Annotated in this window: 13 protein-coding genes; 1 reads left to right on the forward strand and 12 read right to left on the reverse strand. The window is 56.9% G+C overall.

Annotation, left to right across the window (positions count from 1 at the left end):
* Window positions 1-51 precede the first annotated feature (51 nt).
* Window positions 52-567 carry a single-stranded DNA-binding protein gene (locus LVW35_RS25545; protein ID WP_017849542.1) on the reverse strand — a complete coding sequence of 172 codons (516 nt, stop codon included), beginning with the start codon at window positions 565-567 and terminating at the stop codon, window positions 52-54.
* A 9-nt stretch (window positions 568-576) separates the two neighbouring features.
* The gene (locus tag LVW35_RS25550) at window positions 577-1971 is read right to left on the reverse strand and encodes an MFS transporter (protein WP_233892558.1); all 1395 of its coding nucleotides are present in this window, start codon (window positions 1969-1971) and stop codon (window positions 577-579) included.
* 178 nt (window positions 1972-2149) lie between these two features.
* Here LVW35_RS25550 and uvrA point away from each other — a divergent pair, with 178 nt between their 5' ends.
* Window positions 2150-4984: an excinuclease ABC subunit UvrA gene (gene uvrA, locus LVW35_RS25555; protein ID WP_233892559.1), complete on the forward strand. Its 2835-nt coding sequence runs from the start codon at window positions 2150-2152 to the stop codon at window positions 4982-4984.
* 66 nt (window positions 4985-5050) lie between these two features.
* On the opposite strand, the gene bfr is transcribed toward uvrA, so the two are convergent.
* The 10 genes from bfr to rplO all read right to left on the reverse strand — a co-directional run bounded on the left by bfr (window position 5051) and on the right by rplO (window position 12266).
* Window positions 5051-5515 (reverse strand): bacterioferritin, encoded by a 465-nt coding sequence (gene bfr, locus LVW35_RS25560; protein WP_233892561.1) that lies wholly within the window; start codon window positions 5513-5515, stop codon window positions 5051-5053.
* 155 nt (window positions 5516-5670) lie between these two features.
* The gene (locus LVW35_RS25565; protein ID WP_233892562.1) at window positions 5671-7119 is read right to left on the reverse strand and encodes a catalase; all 1449 of its coding nucleotides are present in this window, start codon (window positions 7117-7119) and stop codon (window positions 5671-5673) included.
* Between the two features lie 238 nt (window positions 7120-7357).
* Complete coding sequence (gene rplQ, locus LVW35_RS25570) at window positions 7358-7744, reverse strand: 50S ribosomal protein L17 (protein ID WP_003176402.1); 387 nt, start codon at window positions 7742-7744, stop codon at window positions 7358-7360.
* Window positions 7745-7785: 41 nt separating this feature from the next.
* Entirely contained in the window at window positions 7786-8787 is a 1002-nt protein-coding gene (locus LVW35_RS25575) for a DNA-directed RNA polymerase subunit alpha (protein WP_003176403.1), read from the reverse strand.
* A 22-nt stretch (window positions 8788-8809) separates the two neighbouring features.
* Window positions 8810-9430, reverse strand: a complete 621-nt coding sequence (gene rpsD, locus LVW35_RS25580; protein ID WP_003176404.1) for a 30S ribosomal protein S4 — start codon at window positions 9428-9430, stop codon at window positions 8810-8812.
* Window positions 9431-9448: 18 nt separating this feature from the next.
* On the reverse strand, window positions 9449-9838 hold the full coding sequence (gene rpsK, locus LVW35_RS25585) for a 30S ribosomal protein S11 (protein ID WP_002555466.1): 390 nt from the start codon (window positions 9836-9838) through the stop codon (window positions 9449-9451).
* Between the two features lie 30 nt (window positions 9839-9868).
* The gene (rpsM, locus tag LVW35_RS25590; protein WP_003194635.1) at window positions 9869-10225 is read right to left on the reverse strand and encodes a 30S ribosomal protein S13; all 357 of its coding nucleotides are present in this window, start codon (window positions 10223-10225) and stop codon (window positions 9869-9871) included.
* 129 nt (window positions 10226-10354) lie between these two features.
* Window positions 10355-10471 carry a 50S ribosomal protein L36 gene (gene rpmJ, locus LVW35_RS25595; protein ID WP_002555468.1) on the reverse strand — a complete coding sequence of 39 codons (117 nt, stop codon included), beginning with the start codon at window positions 10469-10471 and terminating at the stop codon, window positions 10355-10357.
* Window positions 10472-10499: 28 nt separating this feature from the next.
* The gene (gene secY / locus LVW35_RS25600; protein ID WP_003194637.1) at window positions 10500-11828 is read right to left on the reverse strand and encodes a preprotein translocase subunit SecY; all 1329 of its coding nucleotides are present in this window, start codon (window positions 11826-11828) and stop codon (window positions 10500-10502) included.
* Window positions 11829-12266: a 50S ribosomal protein L15 gene (gene rplO / locus LVW35_RS25605; protein WP_016969471.1), complete on the reverse strand. Its 438-nt coding sequence runs from the start codon at window positions 12264-12266 to the stop codon at window positions 11829-11831. It lies immediately after the preceding gene.
* Between the last annotated feature and the right edge of the window lie 3 nt (window positions 12267-12269).

Here is a 12269-nt window from a genome sequence, read left to right on the forward strand (position 1 = left end):
ACCCCCGAGGCCTGAGCCAACGGGGGTTTTGTGTGTTCCGGGTGATAAACCTCAGAACGGGATATCGTCATCAAAGCTGTCGAAATCCGCAGCCGGCTGCGGCGCGGCCTGTTGTGGCGCCGGGCGCGACTCACGTTGTGGCTGCTGGCTTGGCTGCGGACGAGACTGCTGTGGACGCGGTGCCGAGTTGGACATGCCGCCCTGGCCCTGTTGGTCGCCTTGTGGACGGCCGCCCAGCAGTTGCATGGTGCCTTGCATGTCGACCACGATCTCAGTGGTGTAACGCTTGATACCGTCTTTTTCCCACTCGCGGGTCTGCAGCTTGCCTTCGATGTAGACCTGCGAACCTTTGCGCAGGTACTCACCGGCGATCTCTGCGACCTTGCCGAACATCGACACACGGTGCCATTCGGTTTTCTCGACCTTCTGGCCGGTCTGCTTGTCGGTCCACTGTTCGCTGGTCGCCAGACTCAGGTTGGTCACGGCGTTACCGTTAGGCAAGTAGCGAACTTCGGGATCCTGGCCGCACGTACCGACCAATATGACTTTGTTAACCCCACGGGCCATAACGTTCTCCTAGGCTGGGCGCGCTGTCGGTACTGGGTTGACCAGTTGCTCGAGCGTCGCGCGATCCAATAATTCGGTGTCCAATTTGATGTAAATGGCCGCCTCTTCCGCGACCACGACTGCATCTGTTACCCCCACGACTGCCTTGAGGCGCTCTACCAGGCCGCTTTCGCGGATCGCCTCAGGCGATAGCGGCAAACGCAGACTTGTGACGTAGGGAGGTTCGCGCATGGTAACAGCAAAGGCCAGCCAAAGTGCAGCCAGCCCGGCGCATCCGAGGAAGACAACCGACAAACCGCCATGCTGGAACATCCAGCCCCCCATGATGCCGCCCAGCGCAGAACCGAGAAACTGGCTGGTGGAATACACCCCCATCGCGGTGCCCTTGCCACCGGCGGGTGAAACTTTACTGATCAGCGAAGGCAACGAAGCCTCCAGCAGGTTGAACGCGGTGAAGAACACCACCGTGCCGATTACCAGAGCCCGCAAGCTGTCGCCGAACTCCCAGAAGAATAGCTCAGTGAGCATCAGCGTCGTGACGGCGCCGAGCAGGATTCGTTTCATTTTGCGTTTTTTCTCGCCATAGATGATGAACGGGATCATGGCGAAGAACGAAATCAGCAACGCTGTGAGGTACACCCACCAGTGCTGCTCCTTGGGCAGGCCGGCTTTTTCCACCAGGGCCAGGGGCAAGGCGACGAAGCTGCACATCAGCATTGCGTGCAACACGAAGATACCCAAATCCAGGCGCAGCAGGTCCGGGTGCTTGAGCGTCGGCAGCAATGCCTGGCGGGCGACGCCGGACTCGCGGTGCTGCAACGTGCCGGTGGAACGCGGCACCATAAAGGCCACGATCACGATACCGAACAGCGCCATGCCGCCAGTGGCGAGGAACAGCCCGTGCAAGCCGAATGCACGGGTCAGCAAGGGGCCGACCACCATGGCCACGGCGAACGACAGGCCGATGGTCATGCCGATCATGGCCATGGCCTTGGTGCGGTGTTGCTCGCGGGTCAGGTCGGACAGCAACGCCATGACCGCAGCGGAAATCGCGCCCGCTCCTTGCAGGATACGTCCGGCAATCACCCCCCATATCGAGTCGGACTGGGCCGCGAGCACACTGCCGAGTGCAAACACGATCAGCCCCAGGTAGATCACCGGGCGGCGGCCAATGCGGTCGGAAATGATCCCGAACGGAATCTGGAAAATAGCCTGGGTCAGGCCATACGCGCCAATGGCCAGGCCAATCAACGCGGGGGTTGCGCCTGCGAGATCCATCCCATAGGTCGCCAGCACCGGCAACACCATAAACATGCCCAGCATACGGAAGGCGAACACCAGGGCCAGACCGCTTGCCGCTCGGGTCTCGCCGCTACTCATGCGTTCGCTGTGGGGATCGTGCATGGAAAAACCTCGTGTGAACCGGCGGCGATTCTACCAGTCCCATCGATTGAGAGGGTATATGCGGCGCTTTGCCGCGCAGCTTTCATCTAAGGCTGCAAGCGGCCTTTTGACAGTGTATATTCATCCAGTCTTTAGCCGTATACTCCGGCATTATTTACGCCCGCCGTGCGAGGCCATCTTGGACAAGATCCTGATTCGTGGGGCTAGAACCCACAACCTGAAAAACATCGACCTGACCCTGCCCCGGGACAAACTGATCGTCATCACCGGCTTGTCCGGCTCCGGCAAATCGTCCCTGGCGTTCGACACGCTGTATGCCGAAGGCCAGCGTCGCTATGTGGAATCGCTGTCGGCCTATGCCCGCCAGTTCCTGTCGATGATGGAAAAACCCGATGTCGACACCATTGAAGGCCTGTCGCCGGCGATCTCCATCGAACAGAAGTCGACTTCCCATAACCCGCGCTCGACCGTGGGCACCATTACCGAAATCTACGATTACCTGCGCCTGCTGTATGCACGCGTGGGTATTCCGCGTTGCCCGGACCACGACATTCCCTTGGAGGCCCAGACCGTCAGCCAGATGGTCGACCTGGTGCTGGCCCAGCCGGAAGGCGCCAAGCTGATGCTGCTGGCGCCGGTGATCCGTGAGCGCAAGGGTGAACACCTTTCGGTCTTCGAAGAGCTGCGGGCCCAGGGCTTTGTACGCGCGCGCATCAACGGCAAGCTCTATGAGCTGGACGAAGCGCCGAAGCTCGACAAGCAGAAGAAGCACTCGATTGATGTGGTCGTCGACCGCTTCAAGGTACGGGCCGACCTGCAACAGCGCCTGGCGGAATCGTTTGAGACGGCCTTGAAGCTGGCGGACGGAATTGCCCTGATTGCACCGATGGACGACGAGCCAGGCGAAGAGATCATCTTCTCCGCGCGTTTTGCCTGCCCGATCTGCGGCCACGCCATCAGCGAGCTGGAACCCAAGCTGTTTTCCTTCAACAACCCGGCCGGCGCCTGCCCGACCTGTGATGGCCTGGGCGTGAAGCAGTTCTTCGACATCAAGCGCCTGGTCAACGGTGACCTGACGCTGGCGGAGGGGGCGATACGCGGCTGGGACCGGCGCAATGTCTACTACTTCCAGATGCTCGGGTCGTTGGCGTCGCACTATAAGTTCAGCCTGGAAGTGCCGTTCAACCAACTGCCAGCGGATCAGCAGAAAGTGATCCTGCACGGCAGTGGTTCGCAGAACGTCGACTTCAAGTACCTGAACGATCGTGGTGATATCGTCAAGCGCTCCCACCCGTTCGAAGGCATCGTGCCAAACCTGGAGCGTCGCTACCGCGAGACCGAGTCTGCCAGCGTTCGCGAAGAATTGGCGAAATTCCTCAGCACCCAGCCTTGCCCGGATTGCCGTGGCACTCGACTGCGTCGTGAGGCGCGGCATGTGTGGGTCGGCGAGAAGACCTTGCCGGCGGTGACCAACCTGCCGATTGGTGATGCCTGTGAGTACTTTGGTGTGCTCAAGCTGAGCGGACGCCGTGAGGAAATCGCCGACAAGATCCTCAAGGAAATTCGCGAGCGGTTGCAGTTCCTGGTCAACGTGGGTCTGGATTACCTGTCGCTGGATCGCAGCGCCGATACTTTGTCCGGCGGTGAAGCCCAGCGGATTCGCCTGGCCAGCCAGATTGGCGCTGGCCTTGTGGGTGTGTTGTACATCCTTGATGAACCGTCGATTGGCTTGCACCAACGTGACAACGATCGCCTGCTGGGCACGTTGAAACACCTGCGGGATATCGGTAACACGGTGATTGTGGTCGAGCACGATGAAGATGCGATCCGCCTGGCGGATTACGTGGTCGATATCGGTCCCGGCGCGGGTGTGCATGGCGGACATATTGTCGCTGAAGGTACGCCCGCCGAAGTCATGGCGCACCCGGACTCGCTGACCGGTAAATACTTGTCCGGTCGCGTGAAAATCGAAGTGCCGGCCAAACGTACGCCGCGTAACAAGAAGCTGGCGCTGCACCTCAAGGGCGCGCGCGGTAACAACTTGCGCAACGTCGACCTGGAAATCCCAATTGGTTTGCTGACCTGTGTCACCGGTGTTTCCGGCTCGGGTAAATCGACGCTGATCAACAACACGTTGTTCCCCTTGAGTGCCACCGCCTTGAACGGCGCGACCACTTTGGAAGCGGCAGCCCACGACAGCATCAAAGGCCTGGAACACCTGGACAAGGTGGTCGATATCGACCAAAGCCCGATCGGCCGTACACCGCGCTCCAACCCGGCGACCTACACAGGGTTGTTCACGCCTATTCGTGAGCTGTTTGCCGGGGTTCCGGAGTCTCGCTCACGGGGCTACGGTCCGGGCCGGTTCTCGTTCAACGTGAAGGGTGGCCGCTGTGAAGCGTGCCAGGGCGATGGTTTGATCAAGGTAGAAATGCACTTTCTGCCAGACATCTACGTGCCGTGTGATGTGTGCAAGAGCAAGCGCTACAACCGCGAGACCCTGGAGATCAAGTACAAGGGCAAGAGCATCCACGAAACCCTGGAGATGACCATCGAGGAAGCACGGGAGTTCTTCGACGCGGTTCCGGCGCTGGCGCGCAAGCTGCAGACGCTGATGGATGTGGGTTTGTCGTATATCAAGCTCGGCCAGTCGGCGACCACGCTGTCGGGTGGTGAGGCGCAGCGGGTGAAGTTGTCTCGCGAGTTGTCCAAACGCGATACCGGCAAGACTCTGTATATCCTCGATGAGCCAACCACCGGCCTGCACTTCGCGGACATCCAGCAACTGTTGGACGTGTTGCACCGCCTGCGCGACCACGGCAACACGGTGGTGGTGATTGAGCATAACCTTGATGTGATCAAGACAGCCGATTGGCTGGTGGACCTGGGACCTGAGGGTGGTTCCAAAGGTGGCCAGATCATTGCCGTAGGCACACCAGAGCAGGTCTGCGAAATGCCGCAGTCGCACACCGGTTACTACTTGAAGCCGTTGTTGGAACGCGACCGGGCCTGACTTTTCCGCCCCCAATAAAAAGCCCCTGTCACTTCACGGTGACAGGGGCTTTTTTGGAGCCGGAAATCAGAACTGCGATTGCAGGTAGTTTTCCAGGCCAATCAACTTGATCAGGCCCAACTGCTTTTCCAGCCAATAGGTGTGATCTTCTTCGGTATCGTTCAACTGCACCCGCAGGATTTCCCGGGTGACATAGTCGTTGTGCCGCTCACAGAGTTCGATGCCCTTGCAAAGCGCGGCACGGACCTTGTACTCGAGGCGCAGGTCGGCAGCGAGCATCTCAGGGACCGTGGTGCCCACATCCAGATCATCCGGACGCATACGCGGCGTGCCTTCGAGCATGAGGATACGGCGCATCAGTGCATCGGCGTGCTGTGCCTCTTCCTCCATTTCGTGGTTGATACGTTCGTAAAGCTCGGTAAAACCCCAGTCTTCGTACATGCGCGAGTGGATGAAATATTGGTCACGAGCAGCCAGTTCGCCCGTCAGCAACGTGTTGAGGTAATCGATTACGTCGGGGTGACCTTGCATCGCCCTACATCTCCCTGCTTGAAAGCCTGTAGTTTGAACCATGATGACTTGAAGGTCACGAGATCAACGGCAGAAAAGCGAAGTTTTTCGGAGAAAAGTAGCTGAAATAACGCAAAAACCGCCCAAATGAGGGCGGTTCTGCTTATCGTTTAGAGTCAGTTAAGCGATACACCCAACGCTTTTGCGATTGCTTCTCCATAAGCCGGATCGGCCTTGTAGAAGTGTTGCAGTTGACGCTGAACTACATCACTGGAAACGCCATCCATCGCGCCGGCAATGTTGCTGGTAAGCAACACTCGCTGCTCGTCGCTCATCAGGCGGAACAGCGCACCAGCGTGGCTGTAGTAATCAGTGTCTTCACGGTGATCGTAGCGGTCTGCCGCGCCATTAAGGGCCAATGCAGGCTCTGCATACTGGGGCGCTTGCTTCGGTGCATCGGCGTAGCTGTTTGGCTCATAGTTAGGCGCCGCACCACCGTTGTTGCCGAAGGCCATCGAACCATCACGCTGGTAGCTATTCACCTGGTTACGTGGGGCATTCACTGGTAGTTGCTGATGATTGGTGCCAACACGATAGCGGTGAGCATCAGCGTAAGCGAACACTCGACCTTGCAGCATGCGGTCTGGCGACAGGCCGACGCCTGGAACCATGTTGCTTGGGCCGAAAGCAGCTTGCTCCACTTCAGCAAAGTAGTTCTGCGGGTTACGGTTCAATTCCAACTCGCCGACTTCGATCAACGGGAATTCTTTCTGCGACCAGGTCTTGGTCACATCAAAGGGGTTCTCGTAATGAGCGTTGGCCTGGGCCTCCGTCATGATTTGGATGCAGACGCGCCATTTCGGGAAGTCACCGCGCTCAATCGCGCCGAACAGATCGCGCTGGGCGTAATCAGGGTCGGTACCGGCCAGGCGTGCAGCTTCGGCTGGCGCCAGGTTCTTGATGCCCTGCTTGGTCTTGTAGTGCCACTTGACCCAGTGACGCTCACCCTTGGCGTTAATCAGACTATAGGTGTGGCTGCCGAAGCCGTGCATGTGGCGGTAGCCATCAGGGATGCCACGGTCCGAGAACAGGATGGTGACCTGGTGCAGCGCTTCCGGGGAGTGCGACCAAAAATCCCACATCATTTGCGCGCTTTTGAGGTTGCTTTGCGGCAGGCGTTTCTGGGTGTGGATGAAATCCGGGAACTTCAAAGGATCGCGAATGAAGAATACAGGAGTGTTGTTACCCACGATGTCCCAGTTGCCTTCTTCGGTGTAGAACTTCAAGGCGAAACCACGTGGGTCACGCTCGGTGTCAGCCGAACCGCGCTCACCACCTACGGTGGAAAACCGCAGGAAAGTAGGGGTTTGCTTGCCAACGGATTCGAACAGCTTGGCGCTGGTGTACTGCGTGATGTCTTGGGTGACCGTGAAAGTACCGTAGGCGCCCGAACCCTTTGCATGCACACGACGCTCAGGAATGTTTTCACGGTTGAAGTGAGCAAGCTTCTCGATCAGGTGAAAATCGTCGAGCAACAACGGACCGCGCGGACCGGCGGAACGGGAATTCTGGTTATCCGCAACGGGCGCGCCGCTGGCGGTAGTAAGGATTTTGTTCTGGCTCATGCTCAATTTCCCTTAGGTCGGACTTGGAACTGCCGGCTAATCGGCTTGGAGGGAGTATTGATCATCAATATGACGTCTACAAATTCATTAAATTGTAGGCATCGATAGAGAATAACTAACAAACTCCCCAAACCTCATAGTGCCAAGCACAACCCGTGGAGGCTTGTACGCATCGCGCTTTTATCACGCGCACAAAAAACCGGGCACTAGGCCCGGTTCTTCGATACAGCTTGTCGTCTTACTCGGCGCTTACAGCTTCGCCAGCAGTAGCACGATCAACCAACTCGACATACGCCATAGGCGCGTTGTCGCCAGCGCGGAAACCGCACTTGAGGATGCGCAGGTAGCCACCCTCACGGGTAGCGTAACGCTTGCCCAGGTCGTTGAAGAGCTTACCAACGATAGCTTTCGAACGAGTACGGTCGAAAGCCAGACGGCGGTTAGCCAGGCTGTCTGTCTTGGCCAAAGTAATCAGCGGCTCAGCAACGCGACGCAGTTCTTTAGCTTTCGGCAGGGTAGTTTTGATCAGCTCGTGCTCGAACAGCGACACCGCCATGTTTTGGAACATGGCCTTGCGGTGCGAGCTGGTACGGCTCAGGTGACGACCACTTTTACGATGACGCATGGTTCATTCCTTACCAAACTCACGTTCGGTGATTACGACGATCAGGCAGTCGCCTTGTCGTCCTTCTTAAGACTTGCAGGCGGCCAGTTGTCGAGGCGCATGCCGAGGGACAGACCGCGGGAGGCCAGAACGTCCTTGATTTCAGTCAAGGATTTCTTGCCCAGGTTCGGAGTCTTCAACAGTTCTACTTCGGTACGCTGAATCAGGTCGCCGATGTAGTAAATGTTTTCCGCCTTAAGGCAGTTAGCCGAACGTACAGTCAGTTCCAGATCGTCAACCGGGCGAAGCAGGATCGGATCGATCTCGTCTTCCTGCTCGATTACCACTGGTTCGCTGTCACCTTTGAGGTCGACGAACGCAGCCAACTGCTGTTGCAGAATGGTTGCAGCGCGGCGGATAGCCTCTTCAGGATCCAGGGTACCGTTGGTTTCCAGATCAATAACCAGCTTGTCCAGGTTAGTACGCTGTTCGACACGGGCGTTTTCCACCACGTATGCGATACGGCGAACCGGGCTGAACGAAGAGTCAAGCTGCAAGCGACCAATGCTGCGGCTTTCGTCTTCATCGCTCTGACGCGAGTCGGCCGGTTCATAACCACGACCACGAGCTACGGTGAGCTTCATGTTCAGGGCGCCGTTAGACGCCAGGTTAGCGATTACGTGATCGGGGTTAACGATCTCGACATCATGATCCAGCTGAATATCGGCAGCGGTAACCACCCCCGAACCCTTCTTCGACAAGGTCAGCGTAACTTCGTCACGGCCGTGCAGCTTGATAGCCAGACCTTTAAGGTTCAACAGGATTTCAATTACGTCTTCCTGTACACCTTCGATGGCGCTGTACTCGTGGAGCACACCGTCAATCTCGGCCTCGACTACTGCACAGCCGGGCATTGAGGACAACAGGATGCGGCGCAGCGCGTTGCCCAGGGTGTGGCCAAAACCACGCTCGAGAGGCTCGAGAGTAATCTTGGCGCGGGTTGGACTGACAACCTGCACATCAATGTGGCGGGGTGTCAGGAACTCATTTACCGAAATCTGCATGGATGCACCTATTTTCTAGCCCTTACTTGGAGTAGAGCTCGACAATCAGGCTTTCGTTGATGTCGGCGGACAGATCACTGCGAGCAGGAACGTTCTTGAAAACGCCCGACTTCTTCTCAGTGTCTACTTCTACCCATTCTACGCGGCCACGTTGGGCACACAGATCGAGAGCTTGGACAATGCGAAGTTGGTTTTTAGCTTTCTCGCGAACTGCGACCACGTCACCAGCACGAACCTGGTAAGACGGAACGTTTACGGTCTGACCGTTAACGCTGATCGACTTGTGCGATACCAGCTGACGGGATTCGGCACGAGTCGAACCAAAGCCCATACGGTATACAACGTTGTCCAGACGGCATTCGAGCAGTTGCAGCAGGTTTTCACCGGTTGCACCTTTCTTGCCAGCAGCTTCTTTGTAGTAGCCGCTGAACTGACGCTCGAGAACGCCGTAGATACGACGGACCTTCTGCTTTTCACGCAGTTGGGTGCCGTAATCGGACTGGCGGCCGCGGCGTTGGCCGTGGATACCAGGTGCTGCTTCAATGTTGCACTTCGATTCGATCGCGCGCACGCCGCTCTTCAGGAAGAGATCGGTGCCCTCGCGACGAGCGAGTTTGCATTTTGGACCAATGTAACGAGCCATTCTTTACAATCTCCTGGATTACACGCGGCGCTTCTTCGGCGGACGGCACCCGTTGTGCGGGATTGGCGTCACGTCGGTGATGCTGGCGATCTTATAGCCACAGCCGTTCAAAGCACGGACAGCAGACTCACGACCTGGACCTGGACCCTTGACGTTAACGTCGAGGTTTTTCAGGCCATATTCCAGCGCAGCTTGACCAGCACGTTCAGCAGCTACTTGAGCAGCAAACGGGGTGGACTTGCGGGAACCGCGGAAACCCGAACCACCGGAGGTAGCCCAAGAAAGCGCGTTACCTTGACGGTCGGTGATGGTCACGATTGTGTTGTTAAAAGAAGCATGGATGTGGGCGATGCCATCAACCACTGTCTTTTTAACTTTTTTACGAGGACGAGCAGCAGGTTTTGCCATGATAATTTTCCTGTCGATTCGCTGGGGCGATTACTTGCGGATCGGCTTACGCGGACCTTTACGGGTACGCGCGTTAGTCTTGGTACGCTGACCGCGTACTGGAAGACCACGACGATGACGCAGACCGCGATAGCAACCGAGGTCCATCAAACGCTTGATTTTCATGTTGATTTCGCGACGCAGGTCACCTTCAGTGGTGAACTTCGCCACTTCGCCACGCAGCTGTTCAATCTGCTCGTCGCTCAGATCCTTGATCTTAGCGGCTGGGTTTACCCCAGCAACTGCGCAAATTTTCTGCGCAGTAGTGCGACCAACACCATAGATGTAGGTCAGCGAGATAACAGTGTGCTTGTTATCTGGAATGTTAACGCCTGCAATACGGGCCATTCAGTGGGACTCCAATTGACAGCTACCTACGCCCCGGAAGCCAAGAAATAGGGCGCGAGATAATATCGCTGTAATAACAAATAATCAACCCGGCAGCGCACTAGCTGCCGGGCTTCAAGCGGATCACACTCAGCCTTGGCGCTGTTTGTGACGCGGTTCCGCGCTGCAAATTACTCGAACAACACCTTCGCGGCGAATAATCTTGCAGTTACGGCACAGCTTTTTCACCGATGCACGAACTTTCATCACCAACTCCTCGAACCTTATGGGGTACTCAGCGCAACATGCCGCTGCCGTAGCCCTTCAGGTTGGCTTTCTTCATCAGGGATTCGTACTGGTGCGAAACGAGGTGCGATTGTACTTGGGACATGAAGTCCATCACAACCACGACCACGATCAGCAACGAGGTCCCGCCAAGGTAGAACGGAACGTTTGCTGCAACCACCAGGAACTGGGGCAACAGGCACACGGCCGTCATATATAGAGCACCGAACAGGGTCAAACGGGTCAGAACGCCATCAATGTAGCGTGCGGACTGCTCACCTGGACGGATGCCCGGAATAAAGGCACCGGACTTCTTCAGGTTTTCCGCTACGTCTTTCGGATTGAACATCAACGCCGTATAGAAGAAGCAGAAGAAAATAATCCCTGCACTAAACAGCAGAATATTCAACGGCTGACCAGGAGCGATCGACTGAGAGAGGTCCTGCAGCCAGCCCATATTTTCAGACTGACCAAACCAGGTACCCAACGAAGCCGGAAACAGCAAAATGCTGCTCGCGAAAATTGCCGGAATAACGCCGGCCATATTCACTTTCAGCGGCAAGTGGCTGGTCTGCGCAGCAAAAACCTTACGGCCCTGCTGACGCTTGGCGTAATGAACAGCAATACGACGCTGGCCACGCTCAATGAACACCACAAAACCGATAATCGCTACTGCCAGCAAACCGATGGCAACCAGGGCGAAAATGTTGATATCACCCTGACGTGCAGACTCGAAAGACTGCCCGATTGCTCTCGGTAGACCGGCGACGATACCTGCGAAAATCAACATCGAGATACCGTTACCAACACCACGCTCAGTAATCTGCTCACCCAGCCACATCATGAACATCGCACCAGCCACAAATGTGGATACCGCGACGAAATGGAAGCCAAAGTCACCAGTGAACGCAACGCCCTGCCCGGCCAGGCCAACGGACATGCCGATAGCTTGAACCAGGGCGAGGACGACAGTGCCGTAGCGGGTGTACTGGCTAATCTTGCGACGACCAGCTTCACCTTCCTTCTTCAACTGCTCCAGCTGCGGGCTGACGGCGGTCATCAGTTGCATGATGATCGATGCCGAGATGTACGGCATGATCCCCAGTGCAAAAATGCTCATCCGCTCCAGCGCACCGCCGGAAAACATGTTGAACAAGCTAAGAATGGTCCCCTCATTCTGTCGAAACAGGTCTGCGAGTCGGTCCGGGTTGATACCTGGAACCGGGATGTGTGCGCCTATTCGGTAGACGATAATCGCCAGGAACAGAAAACGCAGACGAGCCCAAAGTTCAGACATACCGCCTTTGCCGAGCGCTGAGAGAGCACCTTGCTTAGCCATTTATTCCTCGAACTTGCCGCCAGCTGCTTCGATAGCCGAACGCGCACCTTTGGTGGCGCCGATTCCCTTGCCGATAGTGACAGCGCGAGTCACTTCACCGGACAGCATGATTTTCACACGCTGCACGTTGACGTTGATCACGTTGGCATCTTTCAGGGTCTGCAGAGTAACGATGTCGCCTTCCACTTTAGCCAGCTCGGACAGACGCACTTCTGCGCGATCCATGGCTTTCAGGGAGACGAAACCGAACTTAGGCAGGCGACGATGCAGCGGCTGCTGACCGCCTTCAAAGCCTGGAGCGATGGTGCCACCGGAGCGGGAGGTTTGACCTTTGTGGCCACGGCCACCAGTCTTACCCAAACCGCTACCGATACCACGGCCCGGACGATGCTTTTCGCGACGGGAACCCGGCGCTGGACTCAGATCATTGAGTTTCATCGA

Source organism: Pseudomonas sp. HN11 (genome assembly GCF_021390155.1).
In the GTDB taxonomy this organism is placed as follows: domain Bacteria; phylum Pseudomonadota; class Gammaproteobacteria; order Pseudomonadales; family Pseudomonadaceae; genus Aquipseudomonas.